Source organism: Dyella sp. (genome assembly GCF_035685885.1).
Lineage (GTDB): Bacteria > Pseudomonadota > Gammaproteobacteria > Xanthomonadales > Rhodanobacteraceae > Dyella.
In genome coordinates this window covers 47,173-66,758 of sequence record NZ_DASRZX010000069.1, presented here as the reverse complement: position 1 = coordinate 66,758, position 19,586 = coordinate 47,173, and the positions used below count along the sequence as shown (strand labels likewise).

Below are 19,586 nucleotides of genomic sequence, written 5' to 3'. Positions count from 1 at the left end.
GTACTGCTCGCCGAATTCCTCGTCATCGTGCTGCTTGCCGGTGGCCAGTTCCAGCACGTAGGAATCGGACACGAAGCTGTGCGCCATGGCGATGATCGCCAGCAGCAGGAACGCCGGATTCACCGTGCGCATCAGGCCTTCCTCGACGCCCTGTTGCAGGATCTCGCTGTAGGAAGTGAGCCCGCGCTCGATGACGCGCTTGAGCGCCTTGCGTGAGGCGGCGCTGCGCTGGGTCGACACTTCCTCGGCAATCAGCCGATGGAAGAACGGGAACATCACCTGCATGCGGCACAACGAGGTGACGCGGCTGCGCAGGCGGCTGTCGGCCGAACGCGTGTGGCTGCCCAGCTCCTCTTCGTTGAGGCGCAGGTACTCGGTGGTCAGATGCTCGAAGGCGGCCAGCAGCATGGCGGAGCGGTCGCGGAAGTAGTAACGGATCAGCGAAGGGTGGGCGCCGGCGGCGCGGGCCACCGCGGCGCGCGTGACCTCCTTGAGCGGCACCTTGGCCAGCAGCTCGCAGGTCTTCTGGATCAGCATGTCGCGACCGACCGGGGAGGCGGTGCCCTTGGGCCGGCCGATGGCGCGTCGGAGGGGCGTCGCTGCCTTGTTCGAAGTCTTGCGTCGGGCGAGGGCCGGGCGCGGGACGGTGGATTTCTTCATGTGGCCAAAGTATAGAGGAAGCCTTGCGGGGGAGGCGACGCGGTCACGTTCAGCGCCAGAACACCCCGTGCCGCCCTGACTTCCAGCGCCGGGCCAGCATCTGCCAGTACATCTGCACGCTGGTGATGCACAGCGTGAGCAGTGCCAGGCCCACCAAGAGGTCCAGCCAGCGCCCCGACAATCCGATCACGTCGCCGCGGTGCATGCGTTTGACCACCTGGTGCAGGTGCCAGGGCATGAGAAACTTGCTCAGCCTGAGGTCGTCGGGGGTGAGTTCGTGCCCGGTGCGGGTGTCGAACACGTAGGCGTAAGGCGTGAAATCGTCGGTCCAGATGATGCCTTCCGGGGTGTCGCCGTACATGCGCAGTTCGACCGAAGTCAGTTCACGTCCCGGAAAACGCCGCCGGGCCGCCGCATCCGTGGCCGCCAGCATGGCCGCCAGCTGCGAATCGTCCAGCGGCGTCACCGGCATCACCGGGCGCTTCAGGTGCGAGACCAGCACGGCCGACTGATCCGCCACCAGCATCATCCCGGTGACGGCGACGTACAGCAGCAACAGCACGGACACGATCGACAGCCAGCGATGGATCCGACGCCACCAGGTCATGGAGCCTCGCCTCTCATCGCCAGAAGAATCCATTGCGGCGCAGCCGGCGGCGCTGCGCGTACATCTGCAGGTACAGCCAGAGCCCGGTGATGCAGATCCCGAACAGCGCCAGTCCCACCGCGCCGTCGAGCCACAGGCCGCTCACGCCGAGGAAGGAAAGCTCGTGCAGGCCTTTGTAGAAGCCGTAGCGTGACTCGGGCGTGACCGCGTCATGGCGGCCGTCGGGACGATCGCCGGGATAGGCGGGGCCGGTGATCAGCGCGCCGCTGTCGAGATCGAACACCAGTCGCTGCGTGTCGGGATAACCCAGGTTCACGATCGCCTGATGTTGTGCGCCGATGTCGCGCAGCTCCAGCGACAGCAGCGGCAAGGAAGGAGCCCGGGCCCTGGCCTGCGCCAGCGCCCGGGTGAGCAATTGCTGCAGTTGGGGGCGCTGCAGCGGGGTCGCAAACGCGGGGGGCGCCTGCATGCTCGTAAAGTTGCCAGGGCCGGCAGGCCCTTCGCGCATCGCGGCATGGTCCGCGACATTGGCGGCGCCGGGCGCATACAGCGCGCCCAGCCCTTCGATCTGCATCAGTACACCGGTGGCCGCGAGCCAGAGCAGCACGGGCACCGCGCCCGTCATCAGCCACCGGTGGACTGCCCGCACGTAAAGGTCCGTGCCCTAGTAGTTGAACCGCACGCCCAGTTTGTACGAGCGGCCGACGGTGTCGTAGAGATCGGCGGCATTCGTGCTGAAGGCGTTGATGGCGTAGTTGGGCGGCTTGCGATCCAGCAGATTGTTGATCACGCCGAAGAACTTCAGGTGATCGCTGGTCTGGTAGCCGCCCATCAGGTTGGCGTAGATCTCGCCGCGGAACTGGTTCTGCGAGATGCTGTTGGCCGCCGCCGGGTTGTAGTTGGCGCTGTCGGGTCCCACCAGCGTCGGGTTGTAGGTGAGGCGGTTGAAGCCCGTGAGCTGCAGGGCCGCCGACACCTTGTCGATGGTATAGGTCGTGGTCAGGTTGCCGCGCCAGGTTGGCATGCCGCCGCCGTTCGGGAAGGTGCCGCCGCTGCCGATCGTGGCCGTGGAGCCTGCGTACTCGAAGCGGCCGGCAGGTGTCGTCAGCGACATGTGGTTGGTGAACGAGGCCAGCAGGTGCCAGTCGAGCGAACCGGGCATGCCGAACGGCAGTTCGTTCTGGCGCATTTCCACTTCGAAGTCGACGCCGTTGGTGTAGAGCGCGTTCAGGTTGATCGACTGCAGCGAGACCAGCGCAATGCCGAGCGCGCTGTTGTCGAAGGTGATGTTGTTGCAGTAGCTCTGATTGCCGGCATAACAGCCGTCGATGGTGGCCTGCACGCCAATGCCCGCCGCGATGACGTCGTGCATGCGGATGTCGAAATAGTCCACCGAGCTGCGGAACGTGGTATTGCCGATGCTCTTGTCGAACACCAGGCCGGCGGTGATGGTGTTGGCCACTTCCGGGCGCAGGTTGAGGTTGCCGGCCTGCACGTCGCGCACGTTGCCGCTCTGGCCATTGAAGCGGTTGACGATGCCAAGCTGGATCGCGGGGGGGCCGACGCCGAACAGCTCGAACAGGTTGGGTACGCGGATGTCATGCGATTTGGTGGCGCGCAGCCGCAGCGAGTCGGTGATGTCGTCCGTGAACCCGACCTTCCAGGTGCGCACCGAGCCCTCGATGTCGTAGTCGGTTTCGCGGCCCGCGAGGTTGAGATCCAGCGACCTGGCGAACGGCAGGTCCTTGAGCAGCGGAATACCCGCTTCGAGGTACCCTTCCTTCACATCGTTGTGGCCGCCATAGATGCCCTGGCCGGAAGTGAAGTAGTGGCCTTCGGCGCCCTGTTCGTCGGACACCACGTTGAGGCTGTCGCTGCGGTACTCGGCGCCGACGCCGATCTGCACCGGACCGGCCCAGTCGCTGAACGGCGAGCCGTTGAGGTTCGCGCCGCCCGAAGTCTGGTGGATCTTCTCCACCGACACGATGGGGTTGAACATGTAGTCGTACGCAGCTGGATCCGTTGCCGGCGAACTGTTGCCGAAGATGTCGAACGGCACGCAGTTGGGCTGAACGTAGGTGATGGTGATGGGGTTGAGGTTCGGGTTGGTGGCCAGATTGCCGCAGGTCACCGCACCGTTCGCGCCCAGCACGGCGTTGGAAGCCGCGTAGATGTTGTAGGTCTGGATGCCATTGAAGTTGTAGTGCTCGGTGTCGAGGCCGGCGGCCGCATACACGTCCCATTTCCAGCCGTTGAGGATCTCGCCCTTGGCGCCCGCGGCCAGCCGCCACAGGTGGTTGGTGATCTCCTGCGAATTGCCGCCGACGTTGGCGAAGATCTTGCCGACGCTGATGGTCGACAGGCCATCGGCCAGCATCGCATCGTGGATCGACGAGGGCAGGTACGGGTTGTCGACACCGATGGTGATCGGTCCCACCGAGGTCGGCGGCGCACCGATCGAGTAGGAGCTCGACACGGCGAAATTGCCGCTGACCCACAGCGAAGTCCTGTCGCTGGCGTCCACCGTGAGCTTCGAGTAGGCGCTCTTGTGGCTGAATGGATTGCCGATGATGGCGTAGCCCTGGGGATTGAAGCCGTAATTGGCCTGGCTGCCGATCATGGCGCTCGAATACACCGTGCCGTAGTTGAAGTTGTACGGATTGCCGCTGCCGTCGAAGGCGACGCCCTTGAGCGGGCCGGACAGGATCAGGCCGCCGGGCGTGGCGTTGGAAAGCTCCACGCCGTTGGACCAGAACTGCGCCGGCGTGCCGGCCGGGCGGCCGTTGCCCGCGGACACCAGGCCCGGCTCCAGGCGGCCGTAGGAACGCGAATAGAAGCTGCCCGCGCCATCGTTGTCGGCGTAATCCAGGCCCAGCACCACGTGCGCGCGGTTATCCGCGAAATTGGTGCCGGCGCCGACCGTCGCCACCCATTCCTTCTCGTCGAAGTACTCCGACATGCCACGCTGGATCGAGCCGGTGATGCCGTCCATGTGGTCCTTGAGCTTGAAGTTCACGACGCCGGCCACGGCGTCCGAGCCATAGGCCGCCGACGCGCCACCCGTGACGACCTCGACCTGGTCGAGCAGGCTGACGGGCAGCAGATTGGTATCGACCAGGCCGGCCAGGTTGCCGCCGACGAAGCGCTGGCCATCGACCAGCGTCAGGGTGCGCGTGGCGCCGAGGCCGCGCAGATCGACCAGGCCCTGCACGCCCGACTGCGACAGCGACAGGCGATCGCTCCCCTGGGTCTGCGTGGTGGCGCGAAATTGCGGGATCTGGTTGAGCACCTCCAGCACGTCGGCCGGGGCGCGGTTCTGCACCGTGGCCGCATCGACCACCGTGACCGGAGTGGGGGAATCCTGGGCCGCCTGCAGGTGCGTGCCCGTGACGACGATTTCCTCCAGCGACTCGCCGCTGGCTGCAGCCGGATCGGCGGCGCCGGCCGGGTACGCGATTGCTGCCGCAACGGCAGCCGCCAGCATCCGGCTGGCAGCTCGAGACTTCTGCATGACTCCCCCTTGAGGACTGTTCTTCGACTGTCAGGACCCTTTTATTCACCCTAGGAGAATAACGCCCGGGTGTCAACTATTCCTTGCGGGGGTAATTTCGGCGATGCCAATTATCGGAGCGGGGAATATCAGGGGGCGGCAGCCGCGCCCGGAACCGGGGCGCGCTGCGGCACCTTCACGAACTTCGTGGTGTCGTAGCCCTGGTCCCCGAGCCGTTGCAGCAGCGTCTGGTACGTGTCGTCGGGAAGAGTCCTGCTGCGCGCCATGATCCAGCCATAGCGGCGGGACGGGTGGCCCACCACCGTCCACTGGTAGTCGGGATCGAGGTCCAGCACCAGGTACTTGACCCCGATGAAACCGAAGAACCGCACGGTCCACTCGGCATTGGTGAGCTTGTTCCGGATCACCGCGCGCGCGCTGGTGAGTTTCTTGAACGGCGCGTCGAAGGATTTCTTGCGGCAGCTGAACCAGTTGTCGATGTCGCCGTCGGCGCGCAGCGCGTAGCTTTCCACCGAATCGTAGCAGTGCTTCTCGGCCAGGTTCGGGATGTTGGCGATCACGTACCAGTCGCCCATGTAGCGGGGAATGTCGACCTTGGCGACCGTGCGCAGCGGCGTCTTCACGTTGCCGCATCCCGTGAGCGGCAGCACCAGCGCCAGCAGGGCGCAGGGCAGAACGAACCGTGACGCCAGTTTGCGCATGTCGCACCTCGCAATGTTTCCAGCACGCTCATCGTCCCATGGAAGCACTACGGCGCGCTCCCCGCGCCGGATGCGCCGGATGCGGCGGGCGGCATGTTGTGGTGCATCCATCCCGGCTGCAGGCACTGTCCTGGCGCTGTGGGCACTGAGAAGTCCGTCAAGGATCCGGCAAGCGGGCTCGGCGGGCGGGACCGGAAGTTGCAAAGTCGGGTTGAGCAATGAGCGCCCCGGAGGATTTGTCACTCGGACAGCACCGCCATGAAAGCCAGACAGCGATTCCTGCTCATCCTGTCGTCAGCCGCCGCTTTGCCGGTCACCTGGGCCAGCGCGCTGACGCCCGACGATTCGGCCGCCATTGCCAGGCAAATGGACCGGGGTGTCCAGCTGCTGGACCAGGGCATTCCCGATACCGCCATCACCCGCTATTTCGACCCGGTGATCGCACACTACGAAAAGCTCTACCCCCACGCCGCGGGCAGCGTGTACTTCGCCCACGACCCGAACGAGTCGGTGATCTACGCCGCCATGGACGATCCGCGCGAGCAGCGTGGTCACCGCAAGCTCGCCACGGTCGTGGACGACAGCACCTGGCCCGATGCGCTGGAGCTCAAGGGTTACGCGCTGGTGGAGATGCAGCGCAACGAGGAAGCGATCAAGGTGTTCAAGCAGGCGATCGAGATCGCGCCCATCTATCCCGCGAGCTGGAGCGAGCTCGGCAACATCTACCAGGCGCGCAAGCAATGGGGCGCCGCGGCCGACGCGTACCGCCACGCGGCGCAGGGCGCGGCCTGGCTGGAGGATCCTGAAACGCGCCGGACCATGCAGGCGCGCGCCTGGCGCGGCGAGGGCTCGGTCATGATCGAGACCGGCAAGCTGGATGACGCCGAGGCGATCTACCGCAGATGCCTGACACTGGATCCGTCGGATTCGCGCTCCAAGGGGCAGCTCGCTTACATCAGCGCGGTGAGGCAGGCGCAACTGGCGCGAGCGGTTCCCGCGGACTGACCCCTTTCCGTGGGGCTTGTCCCCGCATGTGGCGCATCTTACAGTCAGGCTCTGGTGCCATGAGCCACGCCATTCGCCATTACATGGTCTCCCGGTCGCTGCGCGGCCTGTCATGGCTGGCGTGGCTGCTGCCGGCGTGCCTTGCCCACGGACAGCAGATCGACATCGCCAACGAGCGCGACCCGTCGGTTGCAAAGCAGCTCGAAGCGGGCCAGCGACTCCTGAAGCAGGGCATCCCCGACACTGCGATCAGCAAGTATTTCGATCCCATCATCAGGAGCTACGAAAGCAAGTATCGCCGGCCGGGTGTCGTCGTTTACTCCGCCCACAGCAACACGGAAGCGCTGCTGTACAGCGTGATGCGGGCTGCTGCCGGCGCAGACGGCCAGTCTTCCGCACAGGTCAGTACGATCGTGCTCGATGGCGCCTGGGCCGATGCGCTCGAACTCAAAGCCTATGAGCTGGTTGAAATGCAGCGCGACGACGAAGCCCTCAAGGTACTGCAGGAAGCGATCCAGCTCGCGCCGTCGTGGCCAGTCGTCTGGGCGGAGCTGGGAAATATCTATCAGACCCGCCGGCAGTGGGCGGATGCCGCCGATGCCTACCAGCAGGTCGAATCGGCCGCGGAATTGATGGAAGAGGGTGACGCCAAGATCGCGATGAAAACCCGCGGCTGGCGCGGGCAGGGTTATGTGCTGACCGAGACCAACCGGCTCGATGAAGCGGAAGCGATGTATCGCAAGTGCCTGGCGCTGGATCCGAACGATTCGGGGTCCAGGAACGAACTGGCCTATATCCAGTCGTTGAGGGAGAAATCTGCTCCGTCCGGCCCGCAGACGCCGGCGCCTCAGTAAGAAGAATCAAAAGGCCGCCTCGTTGGGGCGTGATCCCCGAAAATGATAGGCTACCGGCGGGGTAATTTCGTCATCAATGTCTTAAAGGGGGGATCGAGAGCATGCATTCACGTACCGTTTCCTTGCTGGGCTGCGCCGTGCTGGCCAGCTTCGCAGTCGTCGCGTCCGCGGCGTCCCAATCCGAGCTTGGATTCCTCGAACGCAAGAATCTCGACCATCCGCAGTCCACGCCGTTCAAGATGAAGCAGACGTCGGCGGCCGTGCGCGAGCACAACAAGCAGGTGGTGCTCGACTTCTACAAAGTGATCAGCGACAAGAAGCAGTGGACCGACGAGAACGCGAAGAAATATTTCTGGCCGGATTTCATCCAGCACGATCCTGCGGAACCGAACACCTCCGCGGACTTCTTTGCCTTCTTCCGCAACATGGGACCGCCGGCGGGCGCGGCACCGGGCGGCGCGGCACCCGGTGGTGCCCCTGCTGGCGCCATGGCCATGCGCGGTCCGCCGAAGATGGTGGGCAACACGTCCAGTGATTCGAACGGTTCGGCCGTGAACTGGATGGTGGCCGAGGGCGACATCGTGGTGGTGCTGCGCCATCGCAACTGGGAATGGAAGGACGGCCCGGAGCCGGTCTACAACGGCATCTTCGTCGACGTCTGGCGTCTGGTGGACGGCAAGATCAAGGAACAGTGGTGCTCGGCCACGCCGTCCGACGCGAACCTGGCGCACATCCGGGAATTCCAGGCCAAGGGCATGTTCCCGAAGACCAAGGAATAACGGCAGGGTGCGCAAAAAAAGAGGCCCTCGCGATGAGGGCCTCTTTCATTCACGGACAACCCGCGCGTTTCAGGCGCCGCAGGTCTTGCCGTGATCGGCGTGATAGCCCGCTGCCTTGGCATCGGCTTCGGACATGTACGCGCCGTTCTTCGTCTTGCCGTACCACTTGTCCGTCGGGCAGTGATACGCCTTGCTGGTCTTGTTGACCCACACCAGGCCCGGACCACCGCCCGGAGCGGCATTGGCCGGCGGCGTGTAAGCCACGGCCGGTTTGCGGGTCATCGCCGTACCGGCAGCCGGTGCAGCGGGAGCGGCCGCGGCCGGAGTCGGAGCGGGTACCGCCGCAGGCGGCGCGACCGGAGTCGGCGCGACGCTGGGCACGGCGGCCGCGGCCGCAGTGCTGCCGGCGCTGTACCAGGTCTGCACGCCCTTGTGACCGCGGCAGGCGCCCTTCTTCGTTGCCGCAGAAGAATACGTGCCGTCCTTGCACATGCCAGTCGTTCCGGCCGGTGCGCCCGCCGGCACCTGCGCGAAGCCCGAAGCCGCGAACAGCAGTCCCGCGATCAGCGCGATGTGTCTTGTTCCTTGAACCATGATTGGGTTTCCCTGTGTGGTGGATGAGCGCGTCCAGTGCGCGGCGAGAACATAGCCCCGCGCACCCGGCGCGGCCATGAAATCGTCGTCATGTGACCAGCGCGTGAAATTCACGCGGCGTTCAGCCGGCCGGATTCAGAACGCGTTGAGCCCCGTGAGCGCCCGTCCCACCGCGAGCTGGTGCACGGTTTCGGTCCCCTCGTAGGTGATGACGCTCTCCAGGTTGAGCATGTGGCGGATCGCGCCGTGCTCGGCGCTGATGCCCGCGCCGCCCAGCATGTCGCGGCAGTCGCGTGCGATGTCGAGCGCCATGCGGCAGTTGTTCCACTTCGCGAGCGAGACCTGCGCCGGATCCATGACGCCGCGATCCTTGAGCTTGCCGAGCTGCAGCGCGAGCAGCTGCGCACTGGTGATGCGCCGGGCCATGTCGGCCAGGCGCACCTGGATCATCTGCGTGCCCCCCAGCGGACGGCCGAACATCACGCGCTCGCCGGTGTATTCCAGCACTTCGGCGAGGCAGGCCTGCGCGGCGCCGACGGCGCCCCAGGCGATGCCGTAGCGCGCCTGCGTCAGGCACGACAGCGGACCCTTGAGGCCCGCGGCGCCGGGCAGGCGCTGCGAATCCGGCACGCGCACGTCATCGAAGAACAGCGCCGAGGTGATCGACGCGCGCAGCGAGAACTTGTTCTCGATCTCCTGCGCCTTGAATCCCGGCGTGTCGGTGTCGACCAGGAAGCCGCGGATGCCCTCATCGGTCATGGCCCAGCACACGCAGACGCCCGCGATGTTGCCGTTCGTGATCCACATCTTCGAGCCGTTGAGGATCCACTCATCGCCCCGGCGCACGGCGCGGGTGCGCATGGCACCGGGATCGGAGCCGCCCTGGGCCTCGGTGAGGCCGAAGCAGCCGATGAGTTCGCCGCGCGCCATGCGCGGCAGGTACTTCTCGCGCTGCGCCTCGCTGCCGAAGTGATGGATCGGGAACATCACCAGCGAGCTCTGCACCGAGGCGAAGCTGCGCAGTCCCGAATCGCCGCGCTCCAGCTCCTGGCAGATCAGCCCGCTCGAGATCGCGTTCATGCCGGCGCAGCCGTAGCCTTCGATGCTGGGCCCGAGCAGCCCGAGTTCCGCGATTTCCGGGATCAGCTCCTTCGGGAAGCGATGCTGCTCGAAGCATTCGCGCATCAGCGGGATCGCGCGCGCGTCGACGAAGCGCGCGACGGTGTCCTGCACCAGGCGCTCCTCGTCGCTGAGCAGCTCGCGGACCTGGAAGAAATCCAGCGGATTCGTGGCGCGCGCGTTCATACGTCGAAACTGACTCCCTGCGCCAGCGGCAGTGCGGTGGAATAGTTGATGGTCTGGGTCTGGCGGCGCATGTAGTTCTTCCAGGCGTCCGATCCCGACTCGCGGCCGCCGCCGGTTTCCTTCTCGCCGCCAAATGCGCCGCCGATCTCGGCGCCGCTGGTGCCGGTGTTGACGTTGGCGATGCCGCAGTCGCTGCCCGCCACCGACACGAACGACTCCGCTTCGCGCATGTCGTTGGTGAAGATCGCCGACGACAGGCCGTGTTTCGCGGCGTTTTGCAGCGCGATCGCCTCGTCGAAGCTGTCGTAGGGCATCACGTACAGGATGGGCGCGAAGGTTTCCTCCAGCGCCACGTCGAGCTGGCGGTCCATCTCGACCAGCGCCGGCTGCACGTAGAAGCCCTGGTCCATGCCCGGGCGTTGCACACGCTCACCGCCCGTGACGCGCGCGCCTTCCTTGCGGGCGCGGGCCAGCGCCTGCTGCATGCGATCGAACGAGGCGCGATCGATCAGCGGCCCGACGAGCGTGCCGGCGTCGAGCGGACTGCCGATCGGCAGCTTCGCGTAGCTCTGCTTGAGCGAGGCGACGAGCCTGTCATGGATCGAGCGGTGCACGAGCAGGCGGCGCAGCGTGGTGCAGCGCTGGCCCGCGGTGCCCACCGCGCTGAACACGATGGCGCGCAGCGCGAGCTGCAGATCCGCGGTGGGACCGATGATGGCGGCGTTGTTGCCGCCCAGCTCGAGCAGCGTGCGACCGAAGCGGGCGGCGACGCGCGGTCCCACCGCGCGGCCCATGGCCGTGCTGCCCGTGGCGCTGAGCAGCGCGATGGCCGGGCTGTCCACCAGTTGCTCGCCCAGCTCGCGGCCGCCCTGGACCAGTGCCGACAGGCCAGCGGGTGCATCCGGGAAGTCCTTGAGCACGTCTTCGAGCAGCCGGTGCAGCGCCATCGCGCACAGCGGCGTCTTCTCCGAGGGCTTCCAGATCACGCTGTCGCCGCACACCAGCGCCAGCATCGCGTTCCATGCCCAGACAGCCATCGGGAAATTGAAGGCCGTGATCACGGCCACTGGGCCCAGCGGCTGCCAGCGTTCGAGCAGGTGATGCCCGGGCCGTTCGGAGGCGATGGTCAGGCCGTGCAGCTGGCGCGACAGGCCGACCGCGAAATCGCAGATGTCGATGACCTCCTGCACTTCGCCGGCGCCTTCGGTGAGGATCTTGCCCGACTCGAGCGACACCAGCGCCGCCAGCGCCGGCTTCTGCTCGCGCACGCGCTGCGCGAACGCGCTCACCAACGCACCGCGGCGCGGGCCCGGCACGCTCCGCCACACCAGGAACGCCGCCGCGGCCGCCCGGATCCTGGTCTCGACGCTGGCGGCGTCGTCGGTCTGCACCTTGCCCAGCAGCGAGCCGTCGACCGGCGTGCGGGCCTCCAGTGACCCGCTGCTCAGCGCGCTCGCGTCAATGCCGGCCTGCGCCAGAAACGTGGCGTACTTCATTCATGTGCTCCGGGACTTCCATGGTCATGGGTGCGTTGGTCGCGTACACGCGGCCGAAACGGTTCTGCAGGAAGGGCTCGAGGCCGATCTCCTCCTGGCGCACGAAACCCTGCTGCGGCAGCTTGCCCTTGGCGAGCATGTCGAGCACGGTGCAGATGCCGGCGGCGGTGGTGATCTGGATCGCGCTGCGCGGCTCGCCGTTGACCGTCTGGCCGTACACCTTGTTCGCGTAGGTCTCCTGCACGAAGCGGCTCTGCTTCCAGCCGGTGACCGTCACGAACACGATGACCACGTCCTGCAGGGTGGTGGGCAGTGCGTTCTCGAGGATGTCCTTGAGCACGTCGCGCCGTTCACGCAGCCGCAGATCCTGCAGCAGCGCCTTCATGATCGCGGCGTGGCCCGGATAGCGGATGGTGCGGTAGTTCAGGTTCTGGACGCGGCCTTTGAGCGTTTCGCAGAGAGTGCCGATGCCGCCCGAGGTGTTGAACGCTTCGTATGTGATGCCATCGAGAGAGAACTCTTCCCGCTCTTCGAGTGCGGGCACCTCATGCATTTCACCATTGGCGATGACCTCGCAGGGTTCACAGTACTCGTTGATGACGCCGTCCGTGCTCCACGTCAGGTTGTAGTTGAGCGCATTGGACGGATACTGGGGCAGGGCGCCGACGCGCAGGCGCAGATCCTGCAGCCGATCGAAATGACGCGCCAGTTCGTGGCCGACGATCGTGATGAAGCCGGGCGCGAGGCCGCACTGGGGGATGAACGCGGTGCTGGCGCCTTCGGCGAGCTGCTTGATGAGACGGGTGTTGGCCACGTCCTCGGAGAGATCGAGGTAGTGCACGCCCATGGCCTTGGCGGCCGTGACGATCGCGGGCGTGAGCTGGAAGGGCGCGGCGCTCAGCACCGCGAACTTGCCCTTGAGCTCCGCCTGCAGTTGCACGGCGTTGTTGATGTCGATGACGGCGCGCTTGACCTGCGTCTTGGTCTCGAGCCGGTCGAGCGCCTCGCTGGATCGGTCGATGACGGTGAGGCGGTAATCACCGCTGTGGCCGAGGAAGTCGGCGATCATGGATCCGATCTTGCCCGCGCCGACGATGGCGATGTCACGCATGGGAGCCCCCTCCAGTTGCTGCCGGTTCGTTGAGGACCTCTATCATCCGCGCGGGCATGCCGGAAAGTAGTGCAAATGTGTGCAAATCGTACCATATATCTGTACGATTCGCCGAAGTATTTAGCCACAGTGACGTGACCATGCCCATCGACAGCCAGGATCAGGCGCTGCTGGCGCTGTTGCGCGAGGACGCGCGCACCTCCACCACCGAGCTGGCCCGCCGGCTCAAGCTCTCGCGCACCACCGTGCAGAGCCGCATCGAGCGGCTGAAGACGCGCGGCGTGATCACCGGTTTCACGGTGAAGAGCGGCGAAACGTACGAACGCGGACAGGTGCAGGCGCATGTGATGATCAACGCGCTGCCCAAGCTCTCGCAGCGCGTGGAGGTCGCGCTGCGGCACCTGCCCGAGGTGCGCAAGCTCTACACCATCAGCGGCGTATACGATCTCATCGCCATCGTGAGCACGGACTCGGTGCAGGCGATGGACCGGCTGCTGGATCGCATCGGGGCGCTGGAGGGCGTGGACCGGACCCAGTCCGCGATCGTGCTATCCACGCGCATCGATCGCTGACGGAGCGCGGTCACCAGCCAACTGTCATGATTTCATCAACGTCGTGACATCGGCGGCCCTCATGCTCGTCCACCCATGGAGCGCCGCTATCGGAAACCGTGCTTGAGGACTGTGCTGCTGGCCTTGGCACTGGGCGGGGCGATGCCCTCGCATGCCGTCGAAGTGGGCGCAAGCTTCCAGACCAGCGCGCCCACCAATACAGGCATCGCAGGGTGGAGCGGCGGTTGGAGCCAGCCAGGCGTCACCGGGTGGGACTATGTGGGACAGGTCAATGGCGCCAGCGGCGTTTATCTCGGCAATGGCTGGGTGCTTACCGCGGGCCACGTGGGCCAGGGTACCTTCACGCTCGACGGCAACAACTACGCGGAAATCGCGGGTTCGTCCGCTTCCATCGGCAACGCCGACCTGAGCCTGTTCCAGATCGACACCACCGCGATCAATTCCGGCGCGGTGCTGAGCCTGCCGACCCTGACCCTGAGTGCCAGCGCGCCCACCGCGTACAATGGCCTGGCCGGCAGCACCGTGGTCGTGATCGGCTATGGCGGCAGCAGTCCCGATCGCAGCTGGGGCGTCAACACCGTGACGCAAGTGAACCAGACCATCACACTGCAGGGCACGTCGTACTCGACCACGGATTTCCTGACGCTGCTGGGCACCACGAGTTTCGGCAGCCGCAGCGTGACGAATGATGCGCTGCTGGTCGCCGGGGATTCCGGCGGCGGCGATTTCATCCTTAATCCGCTCACCGGCAAGTGGGAACTGGCTGGCATCAACGAGGCCGTGGGGACCACCAGCCAGGGTCAACAGCTGTCGGCATTCGTGCAGCTGAGCGGATATGAGCCGCAGATCGAGGCGATCGTCACTCCCGTGCCATTGCCTGGTTCGTCGTGGCTGATGCTCTCGGCCATGGCTGTCCTCGCGGTGCTCATCGTCAGGCGTGATCCACGCAGGCCAATGACGACTCTCGTCACGGAGTCCGGCGTTGTCTGACAGTCGTATCCGGATTGCAACGCGGCTGTCATGATCGCTCCCTAGCCTCCGCTGCAATCTGGGTATCGGGATTGACTGGCGGGTGCGCGAACTAATCGAACGTTGGCTCGGTATCGAGGCCCTCAAGACGATTGCCGCGCGCCTGTCGCACCACGACAGCGCCGGGGCATACGCCCGATCCGGGCTGGACGCGCTGGGCGTGGAGTTCGACGTGGACGCTTCCCGGCTCGGGCACGTGCCCGCAACGGGTTCACTTGTGGTCGTCGCCAACCATCCCTTCGGCGGCATCGATGGCCTGATCGCCGTCGCCGCGCTGAGCGAATGGCGTCCGGATCTGCTGGTGCTGGGACAGCCCATCCTCACGCAACTCGGTGCCCTTGGCCGAATCGTCCTGCCGCTGGATCCCTTCGGGCGCCGCAGCGCCGTCGCGGCCAATGCCGCGAGCCTGCGTCGTGCACGGCGCCATCTGCAGCAGGGCGGCGCATTGCTGATCTTCCCCGCTGGCGAAGTGTCGCATTTCTCGCTGCGGCGCGGTGGCGTCAGCGACGGCGCGTGGCAGGAAACGGCCGTGAGGCTGGCGCTGCACAGCGGGGCGCGGCTGCTGCCGCTGTATTTTGGCGGCCGCAACAGCCTGCTGTTCCAGTGCGCCGGTTACCTGCATCCACTGCTGCGCACGCTGCTGCTGCCGCGCGAAGCATTGAACAAGTCTGGAACCCGCGTCCCCGTTGTCGTGGGGCGTCCCATCGATGCGTTGCCCCTGGAGGGCATGTCTTTGGCCGCCGCCACCACTTACCTGCGCATGCAGTGCTTTGCGCTGGGCGAGGAGCAATGCGGGGCGCCGGCCGAAGCGCAACGGGAGCGTCCCGCGGGCCAGGCGCCGCTTGCTGCGGAAATCGCGCGGCCGCAGCTGCGGGCGGACATCGCGGCCCTGCCTGCGGACGCGTTGCACGCGAGTTCCGGGGAGCTGCAGGTATTCGTCGCCACGGCCGCCAGCATGCCCGCGCTGCTGCCGGAGATCGGACGGCTGCGCGAACTGACGTTCCGCGCGGTCGGCGAGGGCACCGGCCGCAGGCTGGACCTCGACAGCCACGATCAGCACTACGAGCACCTGTTCATCTGGCACCGCCAGCGTGAGGAAATCGTCGGCGCCTATCGGCTCGGGCGCATCGACGAATTGCGCCGCTCCCTGGGAAACCGCGGCGTGTACCTCACCAGCCTGTTCGAATTCCGTGAGCCGTTCTTCAAGCTGCTGGGACCCGCACTGGAGCTGGGTCGCTCATTCATCCGCGCAGAATACCAGCGCTCGTTCGCGCCACTCCTGCTGTTGTGGCAGGGCATCGGCGAATACGTCGGACGCCACCCGCGTTACGCGCGCCTGATCGGCCCCGCGAGCATCAGCGAGCAGTACGATCACATTTCGCGCTCGCTGCTGGTGGAAGTGCTGCGCCGGCGCCGCTTCGACCCGCTGCTGGGGTCGCTGGCAAGGCCGCGCCAACCGTTCCGGGCCTCGCATTCGCTGCGCTCATTGACCGGCGGATTGCATTTGCTGCCCGATGTCGAGGAGGTCGGCACGGTGATCGCGCGCCGAGAGGCCGATGGCAAGGGCATACCGGTGCTGCTGCGCCAGTACCTGAGGCTGGGCGCGCGCATCATCGGATTCAACGTGGATCCGGATTTCGGCAATGCGCTGGATTGCCTGATCCTGCTCGATCTGCGCGCCACGCCGGATTCGGTGCTGCGCAAGTACCTGAGCCGGGAGGCGCTGCGGAACCTGCGCGGTTACTGGCGCCAGCGCGGTGCGCGACGGCATCCGGTTGCAATCGGCGGGTAGAGGCCGGGGTCGTGGACAGTGCGCAACGCAATGACGTGGGTTCCTTCGCGTTCCTGAACACCGACTGGTCACATGGCTACAAGCCGCAGATGCCGGGCGGTTGTGGATGGTATCGATGCTACTTGCCGATGCTGCAGATCAGCAAACTTGGCTGGCCGGTCGGAATGGGAAGCCCCGCATACCGGGAGCAGGACAATCTTGGCATCTGGGTGGACGACGACACCAGGGCGTTGTATGGCTGGAAGACGGTGTGCCTGAAGCTGGTCATGCAGAGAAACATCCTGCCGCTGGTTCCGAAAGCCCGGGCGAACGGACAGAATATCCTCTACGACATCGATGACCTGGTTGACGGCGTGCAACCGGACAACATCGCGTATCGCAACACCGATCCGGCACGGAGCCCTGACAACAACCGGAGTATTTTCCGCGAGCTCGTGGCGATGAGCGACACGCTAGTGACCTCCACGCCTTTCCTGTACGAGTACTACCGCAGGCAGCATCGAGACGTGCGCATGATCCGCAACGGCGTGGATGTGCAACGCTACTCGATGCGCCAGCAGGCCAAACGCCCCGTCATCGGCTGGGTGGGTGCCACGCAGTGGCGCACCAGGGACCTGCAGGTCCTGGATCCGTGGTTGGGCAACTACCTGCTCCGGAACAAGCTGCGGGCCTGGCATTCCGGCGACGATTCCGGTGGCGCTGCATTCGCCGCAAAGGCCAACGTACCCGGATCATTGGTCGATACATGGCCCATCGTGCCAATCATCCAGTACCCGCAGGCGCTCCAGCACTTCGACATCGGTCTGGTGCCTTTGGCGAGGAACGATTTCAACGAAGCCAAGAGCTGTCTGAAGGGGCTGGAGTATGCAGCGAGCGGCATACCGTTCATTGCGACGGCTACTGGCGAATACCGCTGGCTTGCGGAACAAGGCATAGGCCGGCTTGCCGAATCGCCGGCCGAGTGGATGCACCACCTTGACGAACTGCAAAGCCTCGACGTTCGTATGGAGGAGGCACGCCGTCAACGCAGGATCGTGGAAGACAAGTTCACGATCGATCATCGCGGTGAAGAGTGGCGCAAGTTGGCGCTGGAAGTGGCGGCGAGGTGAATCCGGTTCACAGGGGGCCAAGGATGCAGGGCGACGGCTTCTCGCCACGTGCGGCACGAGCATGCACCGCGACGATGGCGCGCTCGAAGTCGCGCGTGTACTGCGCCGTGTCGAACAGCGGATGGGTGTCACGGTTTGCCGCCAGCCGCTCCCTCAACGACGCGAGGCGGGAAGGGTTCAGAGCCAGCTCGAGTGCGAGCGCTTCATACTGCTGCAAGTCATCCACCACGAGTTCCGGAAGGCCCACGGCATGCAGCAGGCTCCCGGCCATGCGACTGGCGTAGGCGCGGCCGGGACAGGTCAGCAGCGGTACGCCGGCCCATAGTGCATCACTCGCCGTGGTGCCAGCGTTGAAGGGCAACGTATCCAGGAACAGATCTGCCAATTGCAGGCGGGACAGATGCTGTGCGTACGCCTGGCGGGCCGCGAAGATCACCCGTTGGGGGTCGACGCCGCGCGCTGCGGCCTCGCGTTTGAGGTTCGTACGCGCAAGTTCGTTGTCGCTGACCAACCACAATACGCTGTCCGGAACCGCATGCAGCAGGCGCATCCAGATGTCGAAGAATTCCGGGGTGATCTTGTAGCTGTTGTTGAAGGAGCAGAATACGAAGCCACGCCCGGGAAGCCCGGCCTCGCTGCGCGACGGCCTGTGGGGGGCGATCTCCCGGCGATCGTCATTGGCCTGGAAGCAGTGCGGAAGCAGGATGGGCTGCTCGTCGTAGCAGGACCATTCCGGTTCCGGCATCAGGAAGCGGTCACCGACAAGGTAATCGACGTAAGGCGCCCCCATGGTGCCGGGGGTGCCGAGATGCTGGATGTGCACCGGCGCCGGTCGCCACGCCAGGATGCCGGGTCGGCTGAGGTTGGTGTGTCCCATGAGGTCGACGATCACGTCGATTTCGAGCGCGCGCAGCTGTTGCGCGACGCTGCGATCATCCTGCCCCTGCACTTCCACCACCCTCTCGAACGTGCGGCGCACCCGCCGTGCCATCTCATCGTCGCTGGGTCGCAACGAGATTGCGCTGACCTCGAATCGTTCGCGGTCATGGTGCTCGAATACGCCCGCCATCAGGAAGCTAACCGCGTGCGTGCGCAGATCGGCTGACAGGTAGGCGATCCGGAGTCGGTCATGAGCGTAGCGCTCGCCGTTCCACAAGGCCGCCGGGGCTGGCGGACAATGCTCCGCGCAGTAGCGCCGTGCGCACTGCCGCTGTTCTTCCGGCGCAGCGGATACCGCGAGGAATGAAAACGGCATGTCCGCGCGCTCTCCCGCACGCACGCTGGCGCGCACCGTGGCGGAAAGTTCATCGCGCTGTGACCAATCGCAGTGCATCTGCAGCAGGTTCAGCAGGTTGCCGCGCGCGTAGGGGAAGTCGGGTGTCGCCTGGACCAGGCGCCGGAAGCATTCCAGCGCTTCGTCATGGCGCCCGAGCCGGGACAGGGCGCCGCCGCAGCTGTTGAGCGCGTTGCCGAAGGCCGGGTTCGAGCGCAGGGCCTCGGCAAAGCTCTGCATGGCCTCCGGGAAGCGGTTCATGTTGATGAGCGCGTTGCCGCGATTGGTCAGCGCTGTGGGGTTCCCGGGCGCCACCTGCAGCGCGCGGTCGTAGCTTGCGAGTGCATCTGTGGTGCGGTTGAGGGCCAGCAGTGCGTTGCCACGATTGGTCAGCAGCTGCGGATTGAGCTGGTCCAGCTGCAGTGCCGCGTCGAAGTTCTTGAGCGCTTCCTCCGGGCGCTTGAGCGCATTGAGCGTGTTGGCGCGGGCAACCAGCGCGTCGGTGAAGTCTCCCCACAGCGCCAGTGCGCGGTCGAAGTACGGCAGCGACTCGCCGGCGCGATCCAGCGCCACCAGCGCCACTCCCACGTTGCACAACGCCTCCGGGTAGTCGGGTTTGATGTCCAGGGCCTGCCCCAGGTATTGCAGCGCCTGTTCCGGCTGCTGCAGTTCGATGAGCGCATGGCCGCAGTTGTTGAGGGCACGCAGGTGCCGAGGCGCGATCTGCAGCGCGCGGCGGAAGCTGTCCAGCGCATCCGCCGCCCGCTTGAGTTTGAGCAGCACCGTGCCGCGGTTGTTCCAGGCCTGGACGTGGTCGGGCTGCAGTTCCAGCGCGCGATCGAAGTGCAGCAGCGCCGCCTCGTGCTGGCCTGCCTCGAGGTAGGCGTTGCCGAGATTGGCATGCGCGGCGGGTTGCGCTTCGAACAGGCGCAACGAGGTGCGCAGCAACTCGGCGCTTTCCGCCGGCCGCTTCTGCTGCAGGGCGATGACGCCGAGCAGGTGCAGGGCATCGCAATGACCGGGTTCGGAGCGCAACAGCTTTTCGCATTGCTGGCGCGCACCCGGTACATCGCCGCGCTGGAAAGTGGCGAGCGCACGATCGAAACGGGTCAGTTGGCTTTGCTGGGCGGGCATCCCCTGCAGCCTAGCAATGACGTTTGTCAGATCCGTGTCAGTTGCCGCAAGGTG

At 65.8% G+C, this 19,586-nt stretch carries 17 protein-coding genes; 7 read left to right on the top strand and 10 right to left on the bottom strand.

Annotated features, from left to right (window positions below; genetic code table 11):
- From VFG49_RS08895 to VFG49_RS08875, 5 genes are all read right to left on the bottom strand, one after another.
- Positions 1-660, bottom strand: a 660-nt coding sequence (locus VFG49_RS08895; protein WP_324859572.1) for a TetR/AcrR family transcriptional regulator, incomplete at its 3' end; no start/stop codon positions are given.
- Positions 661-709: 49 nt separating this feature from the next.
- Positions 710-1,267 carry a PepSY domain-containing protein gene (locus tag VFG49_RS08890; protein ID WP_324859570.1) on the bottom strand — a complete coding sequence of 186 codons (558 nt, stop codon included), beginning with the start codon at positions 1,265-1,267 and terminating at the stop codon, positions 710-712.
- A gap of 13 nt (positions 1,268-1,280) precedes the next feature.
- Complete coding sequence (locus tag VFG49_RS08885; protein WP_324859568.1) at positions 1,281-1,916, bottom strand: PepSY domain-containing protein; 636 nt, start codon at positions 1,914-1,916, stop codon at positions 1,281-1,283.
- A gap of 15 nt (positions 1,917-1,931) precedes the next feature.
- On the bottom strand, positions 1,932-4,778 hold the full coding sequence (locus VFG49_RS08880) for a TonB-dependent receptor plug domain-containing protein (RefSeq protein ID WP_324859566.1): 2,847 nt from the start codon (positions 4,776-4,778) through the stop codon (positions 1,932-1,934).
- Between the two features lie 128 nt (positions 4,779-4,906).
- The gene (locus tag VFG49_RS08875; protein WP_324859564.1) at positions 4,907-5,479 is read right to left on the bottom strand and encodes a lipocalin family protein; all 573 of its coding nucleotides are present in this window, start codon (positions 5,477-5,479) and stop codon (positions 4,907-4,909) included.
- A gap of 258 nt (positions 5,480-5,737) precedes the next feature.
- Between VFG49_RS08875 and VFG49_RS08870 the strand changes: the two genes are divergently transcribed.
- The 3 genes from VFG49_RS08870 (at position 5,738) to VFG49_RS08860 (ending at position 8,117) form a co-directional block, all read left to right on the top strand.
- Positions 5,738-6,484, top strand: coding sequence for a tetratricopeptide repeat protein (locus VFG49_RS08870; protein ID WP_324859562.1), 747 nt, complete (start codon positions 5,738-5,740; stop codon positions 6,482-6,484).
- 59 nt (positions 6,485-6,543) lie between these two features.
- Positions 6,544-7,338 (top strand): hypothetical protein, encoded by a 795-nt coding sequence (locus tag VFG49_RS08865; RefSeq protein ID WP_324859560.1) that lies wholly within the window; start codon positions 6,544-6,546, stop codon positions 7,336-7,338.
- Between the two features lie 101 nt (positions 7,339-7,439).
- Complete coding sequence (locus tag VFG49_RS08860; RefSeq protein WP_324859558.1) at positions 7,440-8,117, top strand: hypothetical protein; 678 nt, start codon at positions 7,440-7,442, stop codon at positions 8,115-8,117.
- Between the two features lie 69 nt (positions 8,118-8,186).
- Here VFG49_RS08860 and VFG49_RS08855 read toward each other — a convergent pair whose 3' ends face one another.
- From VFG49_RS08855 to VFG49_RS08840, 4 genes are all read right to left on the bottom strand, one after another.
- Positions 8,187-8,711: a DUF3761 domain-containing protein gene (locus VFG49_RS08855; protein ID WP_324859556.1), complete on the bottom strand. Its 525-nt coding sequence runs from the start codon at positions 8,709-8,711 to the stop codon at positions 8,187-8,189.
- Between the two features lie 135 nt (positions 8,712-8,846).
- Positions 8,847-10,016, bottom strand: coding sequence for an acyl-CoA dehydrogenase family protein (locus VFG49_RS08850; RefSeq protein ID WP_324859554.1), 1,170 nt, complete (start codon positions 10,014-10,016; stop codon positions 8,847-8,849).
- Positions 10,013-11,512 carry an aldehyde dehydrogenase family protein gene (locus tag VFG49_RS08845; protein ID WP_324859552.1) on the bottom strand — a complete coding sequence of 500 codons (1,500 nt, stop codon included), beginning with the start codon at positions 11,510-11,512 and terminating at the stop codon, positions 10,013-10,015. The genes VFG49_RS08850 and VFG49_RS08845 overlap by 4 nt, the downstream gene beginning before the upstream one ends.
- On the bottom strand, positions 11,475-12,623 hold the full coding sequence (locus VFG49_RS08840) for a saccharopine dehydrogenase family protein (RefSeq protein ID WP_324859550.1): 1,149 nt from the start codon (positions 12,621-12,623) through the stop codon (positions 11,475-11,477). Before VFG49_RS08840 ends, VFG49_RS08845 begins: the two co-directional genes overlap by 38 nt.
- A 140-nt stretch (positions 12,624-12,763) precedes the next feature.
- Between VFG49_RS08840 and VFG49_RS08835 the strand changes: the two genes are divergently transcribed.
- From VFG49_RS08835 to VFG49_RS08820, 4 genes are all read left to right on the top strand, one after another.
- A complete protein-coding gene (locus tag VFG49_RS08835; protein ID WP_324859548.1) occupies positions 12,764-13,195 on the top strand; it encodes an Lrp/AsnC family transcriptional regulator in 432 nt (143 codons plus the stop codon).
- Positions 13,196-13,306: 111 nt separating this feature from the next.
- Complete coding sequence (locus VFG49_RS08830) at positions 13,307-14,185, top strand: trypsin-like serine protease (protein ID WP_324859574.1); 879 nt, start codon at positions 13,307-13,309, stop codon at positions 14,183-14,185.
- An 82-nt stretch (positions 14,186-14,267) separates the two neighbouring features.
- Positions 14,268-16,016 carry a lysophospholipid acyltransferase family protein gene (locus VFG49_RS08825; protein WP_324859545.1) on the top strand — a complete coding sequence of 583 codons (1,749 nt, stop codon included), beginning with the start codon at positions 14,268-14,270 and terminating at the stop codon, positions 16,014-16,016.
- Between the two features lie 11 nt (positions 16,017-16,027).
- Positions 16,028-17,125 (top strand): glycosyltransferase, encoded by a 1,098-nt coding sequence (locus VFG49_RS08820; protein ID WP_324859543.1) that lies wholly within the window; start codon positions 16,028-16,030, stop codon positions 17,123-17,125.
- 7 nt (positions 17,126-17,132) lie between these two features.
- On the opposite strand, the gene VFG49_RS08815 is transcribed toward VFG49_RS08820, so the two are convergent.
- Positions 17,133-19,532: a tetratricopeptide repeat protein gene (locus VFG49_RS08815; protein WP_324859541.1), complete on the bottom strand. Its 2,400-nt coding sequence runs from the start codon at positions 19,530-19,532 to the stop codon at positions 17,133-17,135.
- Positions 19,533-19,586: the final 54 nt, after the last annotated feature.